The sequence below is a fragment of the Mucilaginibacter sp. P1_A3 genome (genome assembly GCF_056406855.1).
Genome location: NZ_JBFTZJ010000018.1, coordinates 42,339 through 64,374, shown reverse-complemented (window position 1 = coordinate 64,374; position 22,036 = coordinate 42,339). Strand labels below are relative to the sequence as shown.

Below are 22,036 nucleotides of genomic sequence, written 5' to 3'. Positions count from 1 at the left end.
TCAACTATAAATTAATACCCAGGATTTTGAACCAATTTAGGGTTAAGTTTAATTTCGGTTGATGGTATAGGGTATAACCTGCGGGTAACATCTTTATTCATACTCAGCACATCATTTGGCAATGGATATTCCACTTCAAATTTACCAAAACGAATTAGATCATTACGACGCCATGCTTCCCATGAAAATTCGCGCGCGCGCTCATCTAATAAACCGTCAAGATCGATGCCAGCTACCGTAGGGGCACCTGCACGTGTACGGATCTTATTCACCAATACATCAGGGGTTTGCAACTCTCCGTTAACAGTGGTAGCAGAGGCTCCGCGTAAAATAGCTTCAGCTTTCATTAGTATCACATCTGCCAAACGTAATACAGGCACATCGTTACCATTTAGGCGGGTTGCCTGTATAATAGTAGGATCCGGATAATATTTCATGGAACGCACCCCTTCTGATTGGCTTGCAATTGTATTTCCTAAATCCATAGGTTTGCCTGGTACCAGGGTCAATTTAGGCTCAATATAAATTTGAGTTGTGGTACCCGGGTAATATACGGGCTGTGTAGTGAAACCACCTCCACCATCTGGTGCAAATTGAGGTCCGGCCAGCCATGTTTTTGAGCGAACATCATTTGGCAGATTAAACCTGTTATAAAACTCTGGGGTGGTACTCATGGCAATACTTAAACCTACGTTAAACCCATAGGCTTGCACCAGGTAGTAAAAGAAACCAAACCTGGTAAACTGGTTACCCGGAATTTGCTGATCATAAGGAATAGCAAATATGGTTTCGTTAATTTGAGGACCATTATTTGGTAAAAATATATCACGGTATTTAACGTCAAGGCTATAGTTAGTATTCTTTAAAACACTATCGGCCATGGCAACAGCACCGGTATAGTTAGCGGTACCGGTATAAACCTGCGCATTAAGATACATTTTCTCCAACAAAGCAAAAACCATCGCTTTGGTTGGCCTACCATAATACAAAGCTGCATTACTGCTTGTTTTTGCCGGCAGTAGTGGCAACGCGCTTAACAATTCGCTTTCAATGTACTGGTACACTTTGGCACGTGATTGTGTTGCAGGCTGTACTGTTACCGGAAAATCAGTGATAATAGGCACGTTACCGTACAAATCCATCATGAAGTAATTATATAAAGCACGCATAGCCTTAACTTCGGCAGATGAAGCTGCCTTTTTTGTTGGCGATGAAGAGGAAGCGTTAATAACGGTAAGTATGCGATTGCAGGTGTTAACACCACCAAAACCCCACTGCCATATCCCTATTACGTTAGGATGATCAAATGTCCAGCTGTGGTAATGCAGCTGCCTGTACTGGCCGCCATCATCAAAGTTACCATCACGGGCAGGCAATATTGCCTCGTCTGTTGATAGCTCCTGCATGCGCCAGTAAGGCACAGCAAATTGTGAAGAAAGGTTTGAATAAATGGTACCCAGCAGCGCGTTGTAATCTGCATCGGTAACCGGAAAATTTGATTTTACGTACTGCGACTCTACAGGTACGTCTAACTTTGTGCATGAGGATGTACCCAGGATGGCAATTGCTGCGGCACATAATATTAATATCTTTTTCATCTGTATATCTTTAGCTGAATGTTTTAAAATGATGCATTTACACCGAAACTGAACGTGCGGGTTTTAGGATAAAAATCCTTGTTATCGATGCCCGGCGTTAAGCCGCCAATATTTATTTCGGGATCAACACCTTTGTATTTGGTTATGATAAAGATGTTATTGCCAGATGCGTAAAAACGCAGGCTCTTGATAGCCTGGATATGCGGCTTAATGGTATAACCTAAGGTAGCATTATCCAAACGCAGATATGAGCCGCTCTCTAAATAGCGATCTGATACCAGGTAAGCGTTAATATCCTTATATGATTCGCCAAGGGTGGATCTCGGGATATTCTGAAATTTGGAATCGGCCGGGTTGTTTAAAGATGCTGCTGTAGCATTCAGGATCTGGCTGCCATAAACACCACGGAACAGGAAGTTAAGATCGAAGTTTTTGTAAAAGAAACTGTTGTTCCAGCCATAAATAAGCTTAGGCTGCGCGCTACCTGTTATACGCTGATCTGTAGTAAGCGGCTGCGATGCGGTGGTTGAACCATCGGCTTTTTGATAGGTACTTACACCCGCTGCATTTTTACCCAAATAGTGCCACAGGTAATAGGTACCAATTGCATAACCAGGTTGTATAATCTGACTACTTAAGAATGACTGTCCTTTACCACCCAATTGCGCGGTTAAAATATTGTTAATAGTAAATTGATTATTTGATAAGCTTACTACCTCGTTTTTATTGTGCGATACGTTGAACGATGTGCGCCAGGTAAAGCTGTTGGTTTTTACCGGGATGGCATTCAATACAACCTCGATACCACTATTTTTTATTTTGCCAACATTAGCTGTTAACACCGGATAAGGATATTGGGTTGACGATACCGAATAGTCGGTGATCAGATCAGATGTTGTTTTGATATAATAGTCAACAGATCCTGTAATGCGGTTTTGCAGTATACCGAAATCCAAACCAATATTGGTGGTTGCTGTACTTTCCCACTTAAGGTCGGTATTCTCATTACGTACTGGGCCAATAGAGTTGGTGATAACCCCATTGCTCAAAAACTTTCCGCCACCACCCGGAGGGGTTCCGTATATTAACTTAGCGGTAAAGGCATCAAAACCCAGGCTGTTACCAGATACACCATAACCGGCCCTTAGTTTCAGATCACTAATCACTGGCATACTTTCCATAAACTTTTCGCTGATGATCTTCCATCCGGCAGAAACCGCGGGGAAATAACCGTGGCGATGGTTTAAACCAAAGGCCGATGAACCATCCTCTCTTAACGAGGCCTGCAACAGGTATTTATCAGCATACTGATAATTTAAACGACCGTAATATGATATCAATCTTAAAGTTGAAATGTAGGCCGGGTTAAAAATAATTTGCGACAGGTTTGTCGGATTTGAGAACGACAAATTATTGTACGTTAAATTATCATCTGAAAAGCCCTGGGTTTGTACACCAAAGCCGTCATTGGTACGATCCTGCTGATACGAGTAACCGGCCAATGCTTTAATAGAGTGCTTACCAAAAACCTTATCGTAATTAAAATAAGCTTCAACTACATTGCTGGTATTGGTGTAAGCGGCACGGTTAGCTACGCCATTTGCACCAACCGCAATGCCCGATTGGCTATTATAGTAGGTATTTACATTGTTTTGCTCTTTTTGGGTCGATCCCGTCAGCGTAAACTTTAAGCCAGTTAAAATGTCGACCTGGGCAATACCGTTGATGAGGGTTTTATTATTGTCGGTTTTGATAAAGTTATTATTGATTAATGATAACGGGTTCAAAGTGCCGCTGCCTGTACGGGCAAAGTTTTCTTTGTAAGTTCCATCAGGATTAAACGGACTTACCGTAGGCAGGTAAAACAATATACCCGGCAATACCTGACTTTGAACGATATCGTTATTTTTGGTTGCACTGTTGGTTAAAGTTAAGCCTAACTTAAGCCTGTCATCAAAAAAACGCTGGTTGATATAGCCTTTATAAATAGTACGCTCCAAACTGGTATTTTTAAGGATACCATTATTTTTCAAATAATTTACGCTTACACCATACTCCGAATTCGTACCCGCGCCACCATATGAAAGATTGTGATTTTGCGAATAGCCTGTACGCTCTGCAAGTTTTTGCCAGTTGGTATTTGAGCCGTCATCATCTAACGGCTGTTTTAGTGGTGTTACGCCATTATCGGCCAGGTATTTACGCAACTCATCGCCGGTAAGCATATCAATGTTTTTTGATACCTTTTCCATAGCGCCGTATGCACTATAGGTTAACCTGGTTTGGCCGGCCTTTGCTTTACGTGTGGTAACAATAATTACCCCATTTGCAGCACGTGAACCGTAAATTGCTGTTGATGACGCATCTTTTAACACATCAATACTTTCAATATCGGCAGGTGCCAAAAGGTCGATAGATGCACCCGGAACACCATCAATTACATAAAATGGCTGTTGTGCCGCGCCGGTGCGGAAAGTTGAAGGACCTCTTAATATAGTGGTCGGTTGTTTGTTTGGGTCGCCGCTTTTGGTGATGTTTAAACCAGCTACCTTACCCTGCAAAAGTTCGGCAGGAGTAGTCAATACGCCCTGGTTAAAATCTTCTGCTTTAACTGAGGTAATTGCACCGGTTACATCTTTACGGCTTGATGTACCGTAACCAATAACCACTACATCTTTCAATTGCTTGGTATCAGTTACCAGGGTAACGTTAATAGCATTTTTTGTGCCCACGGTTACTTCTTTAGGTACCGATCCTAAAAACGTGAACTTTATAACATCATCAGCTCCGCTTACGTTAACCTGGTAAGCGCCATTGCCATTTGTTGTTGTGGATCTTCCGGAACTTTTAACAGTTACCACTACACCGGGCAGTGGAGCGTTGTTTTCATCAGTTACTGTTCCTTTTATTGTTTTACCCTGCTGAAAAGCAAATGCACTTGCCGAACCAATCAGCATGCACAGCAAAAGCATAACTGCTTTTGGCTTAAAATCATAAAACAACCTTAAAATAAGTCTGTAGTGTTTTTTCATAAGTTTCAATTAATTTTTATAAACCCTTTTTGCATGTAAGAAAACTGCCTGCCAAAGAATGTTAGCAAACGATATTTCGTGCAAAAAAACGCTTATGTTGTTAGCTGGAAATAAATTGTGTATTAACTTATTCGCAAGTAAAAATCAATAATTAGGGTAGATATAATTGGACTTAAAGCTAATAATTAAATTATATGTAAGAAAACTTTACAACAAGCAAAAATACATTAACATACGATTAACATATTTTTAAAGTACCCCGCAATTCCGGATTTATATTATTAAAAAATAGACCATGATTTTAAGACAAAAAAATGGGGCATAAATCTATTTAAAGACTTTGCCCCATAAAGGAAAACACAAGTATAGTACTGATTTAAAGCATATAGCTCATTAAATATCGAATATCAATTGATTTGCAAGATCAATCTCCTGCTGGGTTATAGTATGAGGGCGACCCTTATATACTTTTAGTGTAACCGTGGCATTAAGCTCTTTCATAACTTTTACACTTTCTTCTACCCTAATTAATGGCACATGCGGATCGGGATCACCTGTGGCTACGAGTATAGGTGTGCCTTTAAAATCTCCTTTATATTTGTCCAGGATAACCTCCTCGCCTATCAGGCCACCTGTAAATGCTACCGCACCCCCATATTGTTTAGCATTTCGGCTTATATATTCAAGCGTAAGACAGGCACCCTGAGAAAAACCCAGGAAATAAATTTTTTCTTCAGGGATACCATCTGCTATTATTTGCTGCACCAAATCTCCTATCACCTCAAGTGCCGAACTCAACGCCGGCTGATTTTGCTCCTCAGGAGCCATAAAGCTATATGGATACCAGCTGTTGTTGATAGCCTGTGGCGCATATATGGCCATGTTTTTAACATTTAAATCGCCGGCCAAACTAATGATGTTTTGAGCAGTACCACCCCGGCCATGGATCATGATTAATGCAGCCCCGGCATCTTTTGCCTGGGTACCTGCTGTTATATATTTTTTTTGATGTGTGTACATGATCAATATAATTTTGGCAATGTTCTTTCAAGTGTACTGCGAAACTGTTCGTGCTGTGCAGGCAATTTTAAATGAGTCCCCAATTCATCAACCGGCTCATCAACTGCAAAACCCGGATTATCGGTAGCCAGTTCAAATAACACACCACCTGGTTCGCGGAAGTACAATGAATAAAAATAGTTCCTGTCAATCTTATCGGTAATATGCAAACCAAGGGCTGCAATTTTTTCCCGGTATTGCATTAATACTTCTTCGTTTTTAACCCGGAAGGCAACGTGGTGTACAGATCCCCCGGCTACATGCCCCGCAACTTCACCGGCAACCTCAACCAAATCAACTATTGCCGCATTTTCAACGGTATCGGTAATAAAGCGATAACGATTTACATGCTGTTCTAATAAACGGTAACCAAATACACCTGTTAAAATATCAGCTGTCGGTTGCATTTTATTGGTGGTAATGGTGATACTATGAAAACCTTTTGTGGCATTATCAGCCTTAACCTCATCAGTTTCCCATGGTAAGCGGGCATCTGTATTTTTAGAGGCTATCAATTCAAGCTTTAACCCGTCCGGATCTAAAAATGTAAGATATGGTTCGCCAAATTTTTCAGCTACCTTGTTGTAAATTACATTTTTTGCCTCAAAGCGTTTAAGCCAGAAATCAAAGCTGCCTTCTGGTACAGAGTAACCAATTTCTGTAACCTGGCGTGCGCCTCTGCGGCCCGGAGAAATATTTTCCCAGGGGAAAAAAGTAAGTATTGTGCCTGGTGTACCTTCCTTATCTCCATAATATAAATGGTAGGTTTCAGGGTCATCAAAATTCACTGTTTTTTTCACAAGCTTAAGGCCAAGTACTTTGGTGTAAAAATCATAGTTACGTTTAGCATTGCCTGCTATCGCTGTAATGTGATGGATGCCGTTAATTGTATTTTCCATGATAATATTTTTTAGTGTTTGTTTTATTTACATCAAAATTACCTCCTAATCTGTCCAGAAAACTTGACCTACAACAAGAAATTTAAAAGCCGGGATTAAAAAATTTCGGCCTGATTTTTTAATATTAACATTCTCCATGTTAGCAAACCACCATAAAAAAAGACCACCCTAAGGCAGTCTCCTTTAAAATATTACGAAATTCTATTTTTTAATATTACATAGTCCCGCCGCCGGCGTATTGCAGCATTAAATCAATTTTACCATCCTTGTTAAATCCCCAAACTTCGTGAATACGCGATTTAACTTGCTTCCCATCTTTATCAGTAAATTCTTCATTTCCCCAAATACAAACTGAAACCCCATTCTTGTCTGTACTTTTTAAGCTCACCCATGCATCTACAGTAACTTTATAATTTGTTATTGAACTTCTGAATTGCTTTGCATTGGCAAGGTTTTCGGCTTTCCCTTTTATGTTATTCCCGCTTGCCCACATCATGTTTACCGTGTCGGCGAACCATTCAAGATGTTTATCCAAAGCATTGTTTTCAAAATCTTTCCAAAGCATCAAGACTTTTTCTGAATAACTTGGATCAGCGATTTTGAAACTTGATGAATAAGCGGCGGTATAACCGCTGTGGGCCTGGCTCATTGCCGCAAATGGCATCGCCAATAAAAAAAGAACAAATAGCTTTTTCATGATTTAGAGATTTAAATTTAAGTAACTGGTTTGTTACATTAAAGCTATAACTTAAATATCTAACAATCAAAATTTTATAAAAACTGTATACTATGCTCACATTGCCTGTTGGCGTGATTTTTTGGCGACTTATGACGAGAATCGAGCGGGCATGTACATCTTCTTTTTTTAAGAACACGATTGAAATAGTTACTTCACTCGCCTGGGAGTTAATCCAGAAAACACGGACTTGATGGCAAAAAAGGGACGGAAATCTCAAAAAGGATGTAGTGCTTGACCCGAAGCAAGTTAGTATCAACAAAAAAGCCTCCAATTTTCATGAGAGGCTTTCGGGTCGGTTATGGTTTATATTTCGAACAGTTTATAGCGGACTTAAAAAAATAGCTCGAATATGAGGACGGTCATGGTGCAAGATTGAACCGAATATTTAATCGTAATTAAATTTAAACAGCCATATAGTTACAAACATAACCACGCTATACATAATTGTTAATTGAATCCTTCCAGAAGCATTTGGTAATACAATAATAAATGAAGTATACACTAAAATAAAGCTTGTTATAGTTAATGTGATTTTTATTATATAAGTTTTAATCGCACGGAACATCAATAATAAAGAAATAGTGTATAGTAGAAAAAAACTTGGTGCTGAACATAATGCGCCAACAATGATCGCGAAAAGCATCACTTCAAAACTTGTTGAACTAAAGGCAGTAGAATCCTTCTCTATGAGATAACCAAATATTAAAAGCAATAAAGGTGACGAAACTGCTGTTGTAACCCAAATCTTTAAAAGATAGATAACTAATTGCTTCATGATTTAGGTTTTACTTTTGTTATCCGACTGAATGGTTTTAATGCAACCAAAATTGCATAATTCTATAGTCGTTTTGATATAATTAACCAAACACTTTTTTTAGCTAACATATAAAGTTACAAAATATAACCCTGTAACATACTTTAGTAACTATATGAATTTTTATAGTCATAAAAAAAACCTCCCATTTTCATGAGAGGCTTTCGGGTAAATGATGGGGCTCGAACCCACGACCCTCGGTACCACAAACCGATGCTCTAACCAACTGAGCTACATCTACCGTTTGGAGAGTGCAAAAATAGAAATCTCTACGCTATTTGCAAACTCTTTTTAAAATTACATTCAGTTTACCTCATTTTTTCAGAACGATTTTAGTTAATGCTTAGATTTGTATCTATGGCTGAGCAATTAATTGAACTGAATGTGACGGGGATGCATTGTAATAATTGCGCCATGTCTATTCATAAACTCCTCGAAAAAAAAGGGTTACGAAATATACTTGTTGATTTTGCCAGCGAAGAAGTAAAATTCTCCACCAGCGACGACTCCAAACTGCCTGAAGTAATAAAAGGCATAGAAAATTTAGGATTTAAAGTAATTGATGACATCGGGCAGCATTCTCCGGCATTTTATGAGCCTGTTGAGAACAAATTTATATTCTGCGCCATCTTTACAGCGCCACTTTTGATGCATATGTTGCTGCCCTGGCATTTTTTACACCAGCCTTTAGTGCAGTTGTTTTTATGCTTACCTGTTTTTATAGTAGGCTGCCTGCATTTTGGCAAAAGTGCCTGGAGCTCGGTTAAAGGCGGTATGCCCAATATGGATGTGCTGATATTCATTGGCTCAACTGCGGCCTTTGTATACAGCCTGGCAGGCACCATACAAAACCTGGGCTCACAATATCAGTTTTATGAAACCTGCGCTACAATCATAACACTTGTATTGCTTGGTAATGTATTTGAAAAACGTTCGGTAACTCAAACTACCTCGGCCGTAAAAGACCTTATTAAATTTCAGCAAGTAAATGCCAACCGGGTTATAAACGGCGGTATTGAAGTAATAAATGCCAAAGAGGTACGCCCGGGCGATACCCTCATCGTAAATCAAGGTGATAAGATTCCCGTTGATGGCGAAATACTTTCTGGCAGCGCATCTGTTGATGAAGCCATGCTTACCGGCGAAAGCATGCCTGTTGAAAAAGAAAAATACGACAAAGTAATAGGCGGCACCATCCTGCTTAATGGCAATTTCCATATGCTGGCCACTAAGGTTGGTTCAAATACCATCTTATCACAGATCATTGATCTGATGAAAAAAGCCCAGGCTGCTAAACCTCCGGTGCAAAAGCTGGGTGATAAGGTAGCTTCAATATTTGTTCCCGCAGTGTTATTGATAGCTCTTGTTACTTTCATCATTACCTATTTTGCCGGTGGTGCGGGCATGCAAAAATCGCTTATGAATGCTATTGCAGTATTGGTAATATCCTGCCCCTGCGCCATGGGTTTGGCCACCCCAACCGCCGTGATGGTTGGTTTAGGTCGTGCTGCCAAAAATGGAATACTCATTAAAGGTGGCGATATCATTGAAGCGGTAGCCCACACCAAATATGTGGTATTTGATAAAACCGGAACGCTTACTACCGGTAAGTTTAGCATTGATGAGATCAAAGTTGAACCGGGCATCAATATAGAGCTCATCAGGGGTATTGTTACTGCAATCGAAGAAAGATCAAACCATCCCATTGCAAAATCCTTAGTGGAGGGGCTGAAAAAGCTACCTCAGCAAAAGGTGATCCTCAAGACTGCTAAAGAGGAAAAAGGCCTGGGTATGCGCGCCGAAGATGTAGAGGGTAACCACTACTTTTTAGGTACAGCCAAACAAAACGCCCAGGACCATTTTAACCTTTCACTGTATAAAAATCAAAAGTTGCTGGCGCAGATAGCAATTGACGATGAGCTTAGGCCCGAAACTGCGTCTATGATTATCAAACTTAAAAAGATGGGCATCATTCCTATCCTTTTAAGCGGCGACAAGATAACCCGCTGCCTGAAGGTAGCCAGCCAGATTGGAATCACCGAGGTACACGCCGAAAAACTGCCCGACGAAAAGCTCCAGGTTATTGATATCTACAAACAAAAAGGCAAAACCATTATGATAGGCGATGGTATCAACGATGCCCCTGCCCTTACCAAAGCCGATGTAGGTGTATCAATGAACGATGCCAGCCAGGTGGCCATTCAATCTGCCAATGTGGTATTGCTTAATACCGATCTGCTTTCTGTTATTAAGTTTTTACAGATCAGTAAACATACATTGCTCACCATTAAGCAAAACCTTTTCTGGGCCTTTGCTTATAACATTATAGCTATCCCTGTTGCGGCCTTTGGCTTCTTAAACCCTATGGTTGGCGCTTTTGCCATGGCATTCTCGGATGTTGTGGTTATAGGTAACTCATTGAGGTTGAAGATCAAAAAAGTGAGCCCCCCAGCCCCCTGAAGGGGGTGTTCTTTGATCAGGCATTTAAATTCGTATTCTCCCTTTAGCGGGTTAAGGGGCTTTACTATATTTGCCCTATGATTGAGATTTATACAGACGGTGCATCAAGTGGTAATCCGGGTCCGGGGGGGTATGGGGTGATATTGCGTTCGGGTAAGCATTATAAGGAGCTATCCGAGGGATTTCGCAAAACTACCAATAACCGGATGGAACTGCTGGCTGTTATAAAGGGCCTGGAATCTATAAAAAGTCCTAACCAGGTAATGATCTTTTCTGATTCTAAATACGTTATCGATTCTATCGAAAAAAGATGGGTGAATGGCTGGGTTGCCAAGGGCTTTGCAGGTAAAAAAAACAAAGACCTATGGATGCGCTATTTAGAGGCGAGCAAACCACACCAGGTTAAATTCACCTGGGTACGCGGTCATAACGGGCACCCCGAAAATGAACGTTGCGACCAGCTGGCTGTTGCTGCCGGCAAACAAACTCCACTGCTTATCGATTCGGTTTTTGAGGTAGAAAACGCAAAGGCTGGTTTATTATAATTATTTGACAGTTAAATTGTTATTAACAAACCCGCAACTTACCTTCCGGCCAGTTCAATAACCTGCAGGTCCTGAATTTTATCGCCATCAATAGTAAAGCGTATCAGGGTACGTACTTTGTGCCAGCCTTGCTTGCCGGCAGCGCCGGGGTTAAGGTGCAGGCAGCCTAACTTTTTATCATTCATCACCTTGAGGATATGTGAATGTCCACAGATAAATAACTTTGGCGGATTACTGTATATCTCATGCTTAATAGCCTGGCTATACCTGCCGGGGTAACCGCCAATGTGCGTTATCCAAACATCTATCCCCTCGCAGTTAAAACGCAGGTTTTCGGGATAAACCGTTCTGATATCTTTACCATCTATATTGCCGTAAACACCTTTCAGCGGTTTAAAGGCAGCCAGTTTATCTGCCAGCTCAAGGGTGCCAAAATCACCGGCATGCCAAATTTCATCACAGTTTTCAAAGTGTTTAAAAACGGCATCATCCAGGAAACTATGGGTATCAGATATAAGGCCAATATGGGTCATGGACGCAAATATAGATAGAAGATGCCGCAGGCAACAAACAAGAGCATAGAAAATTCACATGTCAACTCCCCGGTATGCGTCCTTTTGTTACCGCGGAGTATACAATTATTGTAACAAATAGTTTTAAATATTTAAAATACCGCGAAACTATTATATATTAGGTACACGTATAAGTGCTTAAAAATAAAAACAGGTTTGTATGAGAGATTTGTACCTTAAAATTTTTGCTTTTCTGTTTTTAATAGCGGTGGTTAGCAGTTGTAAGCTGGAGGGAGATGTTTTGCCACCCGGCGCGACAGCAACCGGCACAAACCCGGGAACTGATCCAACTACAATTACCGGCGAATATTATTTTAAAGGCACTTTAAATGGTCAGGCTTTGACCTGGCAAACAACTGATGGCGTTAAAGGCTGGGTTATTGGCTCGGCTGCGGCAACTTCAAATAACGCGGGTGAGATCACCGGTAGTCTTTCTGCCCTGATATCCCAGGCGCAAACACTTAACCCGCAAATAGGTGTTGAGTTTGGAACCTACCATGTTTTACCAACCGATGATAAAAAAGCTATTTTTAACGCCTTTATCAAAACAGGTGTATTAGCCTTCGGAACAGATCATAATGCTATCGATGCTAAGTTCATCAACATTAGCTATACAGACAGCCAGGGAAACTTTTATACAAGTGCTACAGGCGCACAAACAGGCAGCACTGCAAATATTATATCGGTAACCCCTATACCGGCCACATTGGGCTCTGGCGCAACGCTAAAAATTAAACTTACTTTTAATTGCAAGCTATATTCCATTGATGCTTCGGCCCCTGCGTTAACTTTAACCAATGCCGAAGCCACCGTATCGCTGGAAAATCTTTTGTAAGAGACAGGTATTAATCTAAAAAATCGTCAGGAATTCCTTCAACACCTCCTGGTATGCTTTGCTGTAAATCTTCGGCTCATCATAAATCACAAACTCCTGTGTTGTGGCTTGCTTATGCTCAAACCCAAAGGCCAGGATCTCCCGATGTGCCGCGTCATCATTAAACGAATGAACATTTATTATTTTATGCAGATAAAGCCCGCGCTGTAACGCCAAATCCTTAACCATCTCCGCGGTATCCGGCGGCAATATCAGCCAGCATACCCCATCACTACTTAGGTTGTTTGATACCGCTTCAATCAATCCTTCAAAAAAACCATCCCCGGCGTGCTTAGCCAAATTTATTTTTGGCCCCGGCGATCGCAGGGAGTTGATATAAAATGGCGGGTTGGAGATAATCAAATCATATTCCCTATCCGTGCGGGTCGTAAAAAAGGCTTCAAAGCCCAATGGATAAAGCCTAATCCTGCTGGCAAATGGCGAATTTCCAAAATTCTTTTGGGCTGTTTTGGCAGCGCTTTCATCAATCTCAACAGCATCAATTTGGGCATTGCCAAAACGCTGTGCAAGCATAAGCGCTATTACGCCTGTGCCTGTACCAATATCTAAAATAGACACCGGATTATCAGCCCCCGTTAAAGCACCAAGCAAAACCCCATCGGTATTGATCTTCATGGCGCAGCCGCTTTGGTCAACGCTGAATTGTTTAAAGTGGAACATTAAGGCGAAATTATAATTAAATAGCCGAAATCATTTATCTTTAATGGCATTAAAGTCACGATTACGCCCCGCTTTCAACCACAGCTGCATACTCGCGTCAGAGGGCGAATAAAGCTTCAAAATATACGCATGAATAAACTAAGTTATGAAGAACAAACAAGGCAACTAATAGCTGCCATAGATATTGCGTTGACATCTTTCAGACTTTATTCACCTAAAAACTGGGATAACAGCACCAAGCAGCATGTGCTAAATACATATTCGTCTTGGAAAAACGACCTCCAGAATCCAAATCCTAAATTTAAAAACAAACAAAGTTTAAGTATTATAATAAATGATGTATTAACATACTTTCAAGATGGTTCCGGCGAGGCGGTAAATTATTTTTGGCAGCAAATCAAGAATGCAGGACTTGATTTCAAGCGGGAAAATAAACTCAAGAAAATAATAAAACGAAAAAAAATTAAGACTCAAATAGAATACGACTTCATTATTGATGTATTTGTTCCTTATCAACAAGAAGGGCTTATCAGTAATGACGAAGTCGGTTTGTTAAATAAATTATTATTGGATTATGAAGATTTGGCTAAAACAGCATAGCTCATAATTAATATGTTAAATAAGTTCAATTACACTCCTTGATGAACACGGCATTATATGAAGAAACAAGCAGGGAGGCATTTGTACGCCTGGACTTCTATAAATAAAATGATTAACTGTTATTGCAATTAGTTGTTCCTAACTAATGATAATCGATATGAAAATTAAATTCCAAATCAAAAAACAAATAATTTCTCAGCGAAAAGATACCCATGAAAGAATTCTTGCATTTTTAAACGATTCAGATTATAGAATTGTGCAAAACACACAGCAAAATATCTCATTTGATGACGAAAAAGAGTTCCAATGGAAATTTAAATCGAATTTGAGATATTATAAATTGACTGATGGAAAATTTGATTTTACCGTGAACGAAAGTGCCAATATATTAAGTTTGCGTTATAATATGGATATATCATTTGAAATGTTTTTTTTCACAATATCACTTTTTTGTGGAATCTATGTTGATCATATTTATTTGCATCATTATTTATCATATCCAGTTTGCTTGTGAAATTTTACTTTTTGAGGAGTGAGGGCGGAGATATGATGAATAATATTTTAGAATAAAATATTATTGGCCATGGATATTTCGCCAATTTGGCGCAATGCAGCCCTGGCCAAAAACGTGGAATACTTACGACTTTATAAAAGAGATGGCGCATACTTAGCATGCGGACCACAAGGGTGTCCCCTTGAGTAGCGGCGGTAGGAATAAAACGGTAAGACAATATCCTTGGAAGATTTTGAATATGCCAAAGAGAAAAATATAATGGTTGACCAACTTTTCATTGATCAAAACAATTAGCTATAAGCAATAAAGAAATTATATGATCAAGAAAATTTCTTTTCCATTTTTTTTTATAATTGAACTTGCTGCGATATATTTTTTATCGAGACCAATTATTGAAAATACAAATCACACTCTAAACGTATTTGGAAGCAGACTTCAATTAGCATGCTTTGTACTCATACTAACCGTATGTAACATTGTGAACCCCAAATACAGAAAGCCAACCACAATCGGACTGATGTTTTTATATATTTTATTTTTAATTATGGCTAGGGAACTAAATCTTCTATAGTGCAATCTTCCTTCATTTGGCGCGAGGTACTTTCATACAAAGCAACTTTTAAATAATACAGTGAAAAATATTATCAATTCAATAAAAACTATAAGAAAGTTTGAAAAGCTGTTTATCGCACTTATTCTTATTTCTCTATTCTTAAAAATCGCGTTTAATTACAAGTCGACGTTGGATCTATTTATATTTAGCGGAGTATTATCTATATGCTACTTTCCTCTTGGGTTCTATTTTTTAGGGAAGTCTCCGTCTAATAATAACTATATAATCTCTATTGCTTTGGGCTGCCTATATTCTACGTGTATTATAATGTTCTTATTGGGCTGTTTTGCTGAAAAGGAATACACTTTGTTTTATTGGCTTGAATTACCAGTCCTCTCAATTATATTATTAATTTTTGGCGCAAAAATAAGACGAAATTTTGATGATTATTATGCTTCACAGATTATAAGGACAGTTTTTCTCCTTGTAATTAATACGACACTTCTTCTTCAAATTAACTAATATTAATCAAAATTTGTGATTCATATTCAACAAATTCCTTTATTGGCACTCCAGCTTTCGGTCACTGCCTGGCGCGAGTATGCAGCCCTGGTCAAGAGCGTGGAGTACTAAACAATTAACCAATGAAAAACCCTATTTATATAATCCTGGTACTGATTGTCCTTATTTTAGTTGGTTGTTTTAATGTGAAAGAAAATGCATTGATTGGCACGTATAGCTACAGCACAGATCGGGCGGATATGATTTTTGTATACAACGACCATTCTTATACTCATAAATATGTTAACTCAAAAGGCAGGGTATATGAATGCAAAGGAAAATGGAAATACCGCACAGGATACATTTCATTTGATGATTTTAGCTTTTTTAATGACAGGGGACAGATCGGCTCGGGCGTTTGGATGTCCAGAGTGGAGGAAGACGATGGGAAAATAAAACTGATCTTTTCCTCTGATGACGATACCTATTTTGGAAAGTAATGACCAATTTGGCGCGAGTATGCAGCCAAATGGGGACAACGGTGCTTCTGCTATTGAAGATATCTTTAGTTATCCTGTTGGAGCTTATTGATCTTTCCCCTGATTTTTTCAATTTCACGATTAATGCTTTTTACTTTCTCCTGATCCTTTTTCAATTTATGGGTCGCATCCTCCGCATCGCTGGTTTCGTTGGCAGCTTTTCGCGCTGCTTTTGCAGCTTTACGGGTATCTCCAACATCGCCTCCCACTGCTGATGCCGCTTTTTTACGACTTTCTTCCTGCGCCTTATTGGAACTTGATGCCGTTTGTTCTACCGCTGCCTGTTCATCGGGAATACGATTCTGTATCTTGGAAAGATCTGTTTGTAAGTCGGCTAGTTTTTCGTTCAATTTCACTACCTGTCTGTTGATTTTTGCTGTATCCTTTTTTGCTGAATCAATTGGCGCCGATGCATTGGCGAACGAAGACACAAAGGCAAAAACTACAAAAAATAAAATTCTTTTCATTATAATCCTTAATTAATGAGCGGTTGTTAGTCGCCTGGTTAAAAAACGATTCAAAGAAAGGCGAGGACTTGATCAAATAAAAACGCGTTCGACATAAAGCCCCATTCGTTCGATGGAAACCAAGTAGCAATCGTTGGAAAATTATAGGATTTGAAATAAATAAGCTAAAAGTCACGAGTACTCCACGCTTTCGGCCTTGCCTGCATACTCGCACCAGACGGGGGAGAAATTATAAATCCTTTAAAAATTTATTAAGTTTTTCATTCTTCGGTACTGATGCTTGATATGTATTTAGCTCAGAAATTATTTGTTTGAATCTTTTGGGTAATATTTTCTCAACCACGCCTCCTATTGGCATTTTTAATTTACCTATATAAGAAATACAAAGTGAGTTTCTAACTTCAAGATTTACGATATCATAGTTTGCTTCAAGAAACAAAAAGCATTTTTTAACCTGGTCTAAGTTATTGAGATCAATAGCCTGTTGTGTAAACCGTCTAAAACATCCAATTTGTAAGGATATTAATCCTGCATAATCTTCATCTAACACTTCGTTTTTTAGTTCTGGAAATTCTTCTATAAGTTTTGTTAAAAAAGAATTATCATCATGTGTGTTACTCATTTGCCGCCTCTTTTGCTTTATTTAATTTAACATAAACTCGATAAGTCACGAATACTCCACGCTTTTGGCCAAGGCTGCATACTCGCGCCAGATGGGGGGCGTACGCTCCGCTTTTGGTCAAGGCTGCATAGTCGCACCAGAGACGTAATAGATATACAATCCAACAATAAGGGATATATTCACTATAAGTAATGAATCGGTCTTAATAATGATTTGTTTGCGAAATAAAAGGACGAGTATCATCAATTGGATCAGTGCAAAAAACATTGATACCCAAACAATAAATTTATCGCTTAAAGCCCCTTCACCGAAGAGAAAAAAATGAGCAAACTGAGAGATTATTTGCAGCGCGATAAACAGTAAAACATTCAAAATGGTAATGGCGACAAAACTTAATATTCTTTTCATTATTTTCAATTTACAGCGACTTCGATTACGTAAAACTCGCCTGCTCTCCGAAGTCTTTCCGCTGTTCGAATGTCTCCGACTTCGAACGACTATGCCTGTAGTTTAAAACTACGGTGTGTATAGCTAAACAATGGTGGCCGGCAGAACCCCTTGTTGCGGCTTTGTTGCGGTTTTTATTTTATGGCAATTGATAATGTATTGATTATTAGACAGGTAACATTTTCTACTGTTTCACCTGTTGCGAACGCAACACTTTTTAAAATCTTTATTCTAAATTATAGCTTTGGATACTCCTGCCCCCCAATTTGGCGCGAGTATGCAGCTCTGGCCAAAAGCGTGGAGTACTCGTGACTTATAAGCCCTCTCCTAAATCACCGAGCAGATCAATTCAGCCATACTGTTTACCTCCACAAAATCATCATCGATGGCCTGCATATTCATATGCGAATCTGTGCAGATGAGCTTTTTGATGAGGCCGCTGTTTTTCAATTTTTCGATGCCGTTGTTGATGAACAAACCATGTGTGGTTATTACATAAATATCGGCGGCACCGGCATTTTTGTAGGTTTTGGCAGCGTTAATGATACTGCCGCCAGAGCGAATCATATCATCATAAATAACCACCGTTTTACCAGCAACATCCGCATTGATGGCGCTTACTTCGGTATCATCTCCCTTTAATCGCCTCTTGAGTATAAAGGCGGCGTTTACGCCCATATCATTGGCTAATGACTCCACCCATTTAGCCCTGCCCGCATCGGTACTGGCCATCACAAAATTATTGCCGCCATATTTAAGGGCGGCCTTTATCACCAGATCCTTACAGTAAACATGTACCGGGTAAAGATCATGCTCAAAATAATACTGAATCCCTTCTGAATGGAGATCAAACAACACTACTTTATTACCCCTGTTTGATTTTGGGATGGCCGAAATTAATCGTGCTCTTGTCTTAGCTGTTACAATTTCGCCACTCAATACTGCACGCTCCATGGTTGAATAGCCAAAATATGGGATAACCAATATTAATGAGTTGGCCCCATAACTTACCAGCGAAGATGCCAGGTCATAAAGTTCCAACGTGGCCTGGTCTGTTACGGTACCTCCAATTATAACTACATCCCGATTTTCAACAGGGGTTAAAATACGCTGATAACGCTCGCCATCGGTAAAATGATTAACTACTAATTCTCCTTTTTCAAACGTTCCGCAGGCCAGTACTTTTTCGGCCAGGTATTCATAATCTTTTATTGCAAACAGCAGTTTCGTCATGGTGGTATTAATTGGCATTTACGTTGGTCTTTATCTGTTCAAAAGTAAACGTATTAATTAAATTACCATTCTCAAAAACGGTTTCCAGCAGGTTTTCTGCCCCGGGTTCATCATTTTCATTAACGGTTTTAAATACGCCGTTCAGTTTCAGTAGTTTTAACCGGCCTCCTTTGCTCTTTTTAAAACTTTCGGTAATGTCACCCTGCGCGTTCATCTCTGCCGGACTTTTCGCAACGCTAACCTCTTTACCATTAATAACAGCGCAGCTGCATTTTAAAGCAAATTTCTGCGTATCGCGGTCAACCTTTTGCAGCAAAGCGCCACCCATGCCCAATACCAGGTTTTCGGCACCGATGCCATTATTTTTTAACGCTTCATAAATGTTTCCTATCTCATTATAATTTACGCCATCGCCCTGGATCACCCTTAGCTGTGGCGGTAAAACTTTGTACCCCTTGCCGTTAACCGTATAACCAAATTGAGTAAACAGGATCTCAAATATTTCAAGCAGGGTCCTCACGGGGTCGCCGCTATCCGGGCGGATCACCAGCGTGCCATCCCTGCTCAGAATCTCGTTCCGCAATTCGGTTCCCCAATACTCTTTGCAAGCCCTGAAAATGTTAAAACTGTCAGACACGCAGGCAATGGTACCTGTAGGGAAGGTTTTTAATACATGCCTGAAAACTTCCAGCTCCCCTTCCCTGCCCAGTAATGTGCAGATGCTATGCTCGGTAGCCGGGATACTTAAACCATAAACCTTTTGGGCTTCATAATAATCAATAGCCATTAATGAACCTGCCATGTTATCGCTGCCGCTAAAATTAAGCAAATGCGCCGCGCCGCCAATTTTAGCGCTTTCCACACTGCTAACACCACGAAAGCCAAAATCGTTCAGCACAAAGTCTATCCCGGCGCTGGCTTCAGGTGTGGCAGTTTCGGTATAGTACCGGGTTACCATCTTTTTTATCTGGTTGCTTAGCGTTGCTACGGTGCAGGGGTACCAAACCTGTACCAATAAGGTTTCTAAAAAATTGGTAAGCCAGTAACATTCTGGGTCGGTATTTTCAATGGTCATCAATACATTGCCAGTTGGCACAGCAGTACCTTCGGCTACGGCCTTTATAGTTACGGGTAATTTGCCATTATACTTATCCAGTATATACTGAAACTTACTTTTATCAAATACATCGTCGCGGCCAAATACCTGCTGCAAAAAGCCTTCGGCTTCGTCCAGTTCCTGCTGTGTAAATGCGGGGCCCTGCAGGTATTCTTTCAAAATATATTGTAAGCCAAAAAAGATGGTTTCATTAAACATTCCGCCACGACTTTCCAGGTAACTGTAAATTTTAGTGGTACCGGGATAGTATAATTTATGGTGGGCATATTTATAAGCATCGGCTAACAGAATGAGGTTTTCGCGTTTCATCGGTTTAGTTTTTAACGTATTTAGTGATGATGAGCTTTAACATTTTGGCGTGCTCATCGTTAATAAGGCCATCGGCAATCATTTGTGCCAGGTTTTCAATTTTAAACCAGGCCACATCTATAATATCATCGTTAGCCGTCGGCTCCCCGGCAAGGTGATCGCAGCTGAACAACAAGGTAATGATTTTATCGGCTTCGTTACGGTAACGCCAATCGTTTACCCGGTGACTTGTTTCATAGATCATATTGCTTACCTGTAGCTCGCCACACTCTTCAAACAGCTCGCGTTGGGCGGCAGCTTCGTAGCTTTCATCTTCCGGATCGGCAAAGCCTCCTATAAAGCGCCATGTATTGCTATTGGATTTTTTGCCTAACAGCAGTTCTGTTTTATTGTTCCTGAACACAGCCACATCAACCGTTGGGTATACTTTAGTATATTGGTTATAATAGGCATACAGGATACCTGCACGGAAATCGTTAGAATCAAATACCTTATCGGCATATTGTTTACGCAGTTCGGTAGCATTATAATCGCCATGCGCGGGCAGCTCAACCGTTTCAAAATGCCCTGTGTAGTAAGGAATAAAACTATCCCTGCTACCAAACAAGTAAAATTGACCATTAGGAAAAACACTTTTTAATAAATTATCCAGATTATCAGACCATACCCTATCGCTTGGATGATCACTCACCGGCAGAACAACAACATCCGGGTATTCCCTTTTGATCATTTTTTCGCGGGTATGGTAATCATAAGGATTTTTTCTGCTACCCATCACTGGGCTTACGCCAAGCAGGATAATAAGCTTAGCATAATCTTTACTTACGGTATCTATCAGTTGTTTATGCCCCTCATGCAGGTAAGGTGTTTGGAAGCGGGCAACAATTACGGCTATCTTCATGCTATTTGCGTTAATTATACGCAAATATAAATATGCGTTTTAAATACGCAAATTATTTTTGATTTTTTTTCCGTAGAGACGCATATTTGCGTCTCCCGCCAGACGAGCGGTTATGCATGCGAGATTTGACCGGTGGATTTGCATGGTTGACCTGCATGCGGGAGACGCAATTATGCGTCTCTACAGGGAAACTTTAAATTTCGAAGTTGATGCCTTCTTCTTGAAGCTGGAAGTATTTGTCCTTGTTAAAGCTGAAAAGATTTCCCGGTCGTCCGGCCCCTTCAAGCACTTGTTTTTCGGCAGTCTCTTCTAAAAAACCGAATTTAATTACTTTCTTTTTAAAGTTACGACGATCTATATCGCGGTCTAATACAGCCATGTATAGTTTTTCCAGTTCGGAGAAGGGGAATTTCTCTTCCAGTAGTTCGAAGCCCACGGGCTGGTAAAGGATCTTGCTTTTAAGGCGTTCATGCGCTGCGATGATGATACTATCGTGATCAAAAGCCAGCGACGGAATTTTTTTGATGTTGAACCATGCCGCTTCTGCCGCATCAGTGGCTGCATGTATCTCAAAGGCCTCGGGTTTAACCAGGCCGTAATAAGTTATGGAGATCACCCTGTTACGTGGGTCGCGGCCAGGTTTACCAAAACTATATAGTTGCTCCAGGTAATTAATGCTAATGCCTGTTTCCTCTTTCAGTTCGCGTTGTACAGCATCTTCTAAGGATTCATCGTTGCCAACCAGTCCGCCCGGTAATGCCCAGTTGTTTTTGAAAGGATCAATATTGCGTTTAATAAGTAATACGGATAATCCTTCTTTGGATGTATATCCAAATACTACAGCATCAACGGCTACTTTAATATCCTGGGTGGCGGGCATCGAAATATTTTGTGGTAAACGACAACATCGGCCCGCTCAGTTGCCGCGGGAGGGCTGTTACTTTTTTCGTTATTAATTTA

The 22,036-nt window shown here is 40.1% G+C and carries 21 protein-coding genes and 1 tRNA gene; 6 read left to right on the top strand and 16 right to left on the bottom strand.

Going from position 1 to position 22,036, the window contains the following annotated elements; genetic code table 11:
- Window positions 1-11: 11 nt before the first annotated feature.
- The 7 genes from AC1D0K_RS29535 to AC1D0K_RS29505 form a co-directional block, all read right to left on the bottom strand.
- Window positions 12-1,598, bottom strand: a complete 1,587-nt coding sequence (locus AC1D0K_RS29535; protein ID WP_477442139.1) for a RagB/SusD family nutrient uptake outer membrane protein — start codon at window positions 1,596-1,598, stop codon at window positions 12-14.
- 23 nt (window positions 1,599-1,621) lie between these two features.
- Entirely contained in the window at window positions 1,622-4,630 is a 3,009-nt protein-coding gene (locus tag AC1D0K_RS29530) for a SusC/RagA family TonB-linked outer membrane protein (protein WP_477397519.1), read from the bottom strand.
- Window positions 4,631-5,023: 393 nt separating this feature from the next.
- Window positions 5,024-5,650, bottom strand: coding sequence for an alpha/beta hydrolase (locus tag AC1D0K_RS29525; protein ID WP_477442136.1), 627 nt, complete (start codon window positions 5,648-5,650; stop codon window positions 5,024-5,026).
- A 2-nt stretch (window positions 5,651-5,652) separates the two neighbouring features.
- On the bottom strand, window positions 5,653-6,588 hold the full coding sequence (locus tag AC1D0K_RS29520) for a ring-cleaving dioxygenase (RefSeq protein ID WP_477442134.1): 936 nt from the start codon (window positions 6,586-6,588) through the stop codon (window positions 5,653-5,655).
- A gap of 214 nt (window positions 6,589-6,802) precedes the next feature.
- Entirely contained in the window at window positions 6,803-7,285 is a 483-nt protein-coding gene (locus AC1D0K_RS29515; protein WP_477395708.1) for a hypothetical protein, read from the bottom strand.
- A gap of 427 nt (window positions 7,286-7,712) precedes the next feature.
- A complete protein-coding gene (locus tag AC1D0K_RS29510) occupies window positions 7,713-8,102 on the bottom strand; it encodes a hypothetical protein (RefSeq protein ID WP_477395710.1) in 390 nt (129 codons plus the stop codon).
- A gap of 206 nt (window positions 8,103-8,308) precedes the next feature.
- A tRNA-His gene (locus tag AC1D0K_RS29505) sits at window positions 8,309-8,382 on the bottom strand.
- A gap of 116 nt (window positions 8,383-8,498) precedes the next feature.
- On the opposite strand from AC1D0K_RS29505, the gene AC1D0K_RS29500 reads away from it, so the two are divergent.
- Both AC1D0K_RS29500 and rnhA read left to right on the top strand, forming a co-directional pair.
- Window positions 8,499-10,601 (top strand): heavy metal translocating P-type ATPase, encoded by a 2,103-nt coding sequence (locus AC1D0K_RS29500; RefSeq protein ID WP_477395712.1) that lies wholly within the window; start codon window positions 8,499-8,501, stop codon window positions 10,599-10,601.
- A 77-nt stretch (window positions 10,602-10,678) separates the two neighbouring features.
- Entirely contained in the window at window positions 10,679-11,146 is a 468-nt protein-coding gene (rnhA, locus tag AC1D0K_RS29495) for a ribonuclease HI (protein WP_295719950.1), read from the top strand.
- Between the two features lie 38 nt (window positions 11,147-11,184).
- Here the strand turns inward: rnhA and AC1D0K_RS29490 are convergent, their stop codons facing one another.
- Entirely contained in the window at window positions 11,185-11,679 is a 495-nt protein-coding gene (locus AC1D0K_RS29490; protein ID WP_477395715.1) for a metallophosphoesterase family protein, read from the bottom strand.
- A 199-nt stretch (window positions 11,680-11,878) separates the two neighbouring features.
- Here AC1D0K_RS29490 and AC1D0K_RS29485 point away from each other — a divergent pair, with 199 nt between their 5' ends.
- Complete coding sequence (locus AC1D0K_RS29485) at window positions 11,879-12,553, top strand: hypothetical protein (protein WP_477395717.1); 675 nt, start codon at window positions 11,879-11,881, stop codon at window positions 12,551-12,553.
- A gap of 15 nt (window positions 12,554-12,568) precedes the next feature.
- On the opposite strand, the gene AC1D0K_RS29480 is transcribed toward AC1D0K_RS29485, so the two are convergent.
- Complete coding sequence (locus tag AC1D0K_RS29480) at window positions 12,569-13,273, bottom strand: tRNA1(Val) (adenine(37)-N6)-methyltransferase (RefSeq protein WP_477395719.1); 705 nt, start codon at window positions 13,271-13,273, stop codon at window positions 12,569-12,571.
- Window positions 13,274-13,402: 129 nt separating this feature from the next.
- Between AC1D0K_RS29480 and AC1D0K_RS29475 the strand changes: the two genes are divergently transcribed.
- The 3 genes from AC1D0K_RS29475 to AC1D0K_RS29465 all read left to right on the top strand — a co-directional run bounded on the left by AC1D0K_RS29475 (window position 13,403) and on the right by AC1D0K_RS29465 (window position 15,941).
- A complete protein-coding gene (locus AC1D0K_RS29475) occupies window positions 13,403-13,873 on the top strand; it encodes a hypothetical protein (protein WP_477395721.1) in 471 nt (156 codons plus the stop codon).
- 157 nt (window positions 13,874-14,030) lie between these two features.
- A complete protein-coding gene (locus AC1D0K_RS29470; RefSeq protein WP_477395723.1) occupies window positions 14,031-14,387 on the top strand; it encodes a hypothetical protein in 357 nt (118 codons plus the stop codon).
- A gap of 1,197 nt (window positions 14,388-15,584) precedes the next feature.
- Window positions 15,585-15,941, top strand: a complete 357-nt coding sequence (locus AC1D0K_RS29465) for a hypothetical protein (protein ID WP_477395725.1) — start codon at window positions 15,585-15,587, stop codon at window positions 15,939-15,941.
- Window positions 15,942-16,006: 65 nt separating this feature from the next.
- Here the strand turns inward: AC1D0K_RS29465 and AC1D0K_RS29460 are convergent, their stop codons facing one another.
- The 7 genes from AC1D0K_RS29460 to AC1D0K_RS29430 form a co-directional block, all read right to left on the bottom strand.
- Window positions 16,007-16,447 (bottom strand): hypothetical protein, encoded by a 441-nt coding sequence (locus AC1D0K_RS29460; RefSeq protein WP_477395727.1) that lies wholly within the window; start codon window positions 16,445-16,447, stop codon window positions 16,007-16,009.
- Window positions 16,448-16,676: 229 nt separating this feature from the next.
- Window positions 16,677-17,069, bottom strand: a complete 393-nt coding sequence (locus AC1D0K_RS29455; RefSeq protein WP_477395729.1) for a DUF7674 family protein — start codon at window positions 17,067-17,069, stop codon at window positions 16,677-16,679.
- Between the two features lie 117 nt (window positions 17,070-17,186).
- Window positions 17,187-17,477, bottom strand: coding sequence for a hypothetical protein (locus AC1D0K_RS29450; RefSeq protein WP_477395731.1), 291 nt, complete (start codon window positions 17,475-17,477; stop codon window positions 17,187-17,189).
- A 366-nt stretch (window positions 17,478-17,843) separates the two neighbouring features.
- Entirely contained in the window at window positions 17,844-18,767 is a 924-nt protein-coding gene (locus tag AC1D0K_RS29445) for a ribose-phosphate diphosphokinase (protein WP_477395733.1), read from the bottom strand.
- On the bottom strand, window positions 18,757-20,175 hold the full coding sequence (locus AC1D0K_RS29440; protein ID WP_477395735.1) for a nicotinate phosphoribosyltransferase: 1,419 nt from the start codon (window positions 20,173-20,175) through the stop codon (window positions 18,757-18,759). Before AC1D0K_RS29440 ends, AC1D0K_RS29445 begins: the two co-directional genes overlap by 11 nt.
- Before the next feature lie 4 nt (window positions 20,176-20,179).
- On the bottom strand, window positions 20,180-21,076 hold the full coding sequence (locus AC1D0K_RS29435) for an NUDIX domain-containing protein (protein WP_477395737.1): 897 nt from the start codon (window positions 21,074-21,076) through the stop codon (window positions 20,180-20,182).
- 193 nt (window positions 21,077-21,269) lie between these two features.
- Complete coding sequence (locus tag AC1D0K_RS29430) at window positions 21,270-21,956, bottom strand: NUDIX hydrolase (RefSeq protein ID WP_477395739.1); 687 nt, start codon at window positions 21,954-21,956, stop codon at window positions 21,270-21,272.
- Window positions 21,957-22,036 lie beyond the last annotated feature (80 nt).

Coding starts and splice junctions, on each gene's coding strand:
- AC1D0K_RS29515 (WP_477395708.1), bottom strand. CDS start 7,285: ATGAAAAAGCTATTTGTTCTTTTTTTATTGGCGATGCCATTTGCGGCA.
- rnhA (WP_295719950.1), top strand. CDS start 10,679: ATGATTGAGATTTATACAGACGGTGCATCAAGTGGTAATCCGGGTCCG.
- AC1D0K_RS29440 (WP_477395735.1), bottom strand. CDS start 20,175: ATGAAACGCGAAAACCTCATTCTGTTAGCCGATGCTTATAAATATGCC.
- AC1D0K_RS29430 (WP_477395739.1), bottom strand. CDS start 21,956: ATGCCCGCCACCCAGGATATTAAAGTAGCCGTTGATGCTGTAGTATTT.
- AC1D0K_RS29500 (WP_477395712.1), top strand. CDS start 8,499: ATGGCTGAGCAATTAATTGAACTGAATGTGACGGGGATGCATTGTAAT.
- AC1D0K_RS29530 (WP_477397519.1), bottom strand. CDS start 4,630: ATGAAAAAACACTACAGACTTATTTTAAGGTTGTTTTATGATTTTAAG.
- AC1D0K_RS29470 (WP_477395723.1), top strand. CDS start 14,031: ATGAAAATTAAATTCCAAATCAAAAAACAAATAATTTCTCAGCGAAAA.
- AC1D0K_RS29480 (WP_477395719.1), bottom strand. CDS start 13,273: ATGTTCCACTTTAAACAATTCAGCGTTGACCAAAGCGGCTGCGCCATG.
- AC1D0K_RS29520 (WP_477442134.1), bottom strand. CDS start 6,588: ATGGAAAATACAATTAACGGCATCCATCACATTACAGCGATAGCAGGC.
- AC1D0K_RS29535 (WP_477442139.1), bottom strand. CDS start 1,598: ATGAAAAAGATATTAATATTATGTGCCGCAGCAATTGCCATCCTGGGT.
- AC1D0K_RS29455 (WP_477395729.1), bottom strand. CDS start 17,069: ATGAGTAACACACATGATGATAATTCTTTTTTAACAAAACTTATAGAA.
- AC1D0K_RS29485 (WP_477395717.1), top strand. CDS start 11,879: ATGAGAGATTTGTACCTTAAAATTTTTGCTTTTCTGTTTTTAATAGCG.
- AC1D0K_RS29525 (WP_477442136.1), bottom strand. CDS start 5,650: ATGTACACACATCAAAAAAAATATATAACAGCAGGTACCCAGGCAAAA.
- AC1D0K_RS29510 (WP_477395710.1), bottom strand. CDS start 8,102: ATGAAGCAATTAGTTATCTATCTTTTAAAGATTTGGGTTACAACAGCA.
- AC1D0K_RS29450 (WP_477395731.1), bottom strand. CDS start 17,477: ATGAAAAGAATATTAAGTTTTGTCGCCATTACCATTTTGAATGTTTTA.
- AC1D0K_RS29475 (WP_477395721.1), top strand. CDS start 13,403: ATGAATAAACTAAGTTATGAAGAACAAACAAGGCAACTAATAGCTGCC.
- AC1D0K_RS29465 (WP_477395725.1), top strand. CDS start 15,585: ATGAAAAACCCTATTTATATAATCCTGGTACTGATTGTCCTTATTTTA.
- AC1D0K_RS29445 (WP_477395733.1), bottom strand. CDS start 18,767: ATGCCAATTAATACCACCATGACGAAACTGCTGTTTGCAATAAAAGAT.
- AC1D0K_RS29435 (WP_477395737.1), bottom strand. CDS start 21,076: ATGAAGATAGCCGTAATTGTTGCCCGCTTCCAAACACCTTACCTGCAT.
- AC1D0K_RS29490 (WP_477395715.1), bottom strand. CDS start 11,679: ATGACCCATATTGGCCTTATATCTGATACCCATAGTTTCCTGGATGAT.
- AC1D0K_RS29460 (WP_477395727.1), bottom strand. CDS start 16,447: ATGAAAAGAATTTTATTTTTTGTAGTTTTTGCCTTTGTGTCTTCGTTC.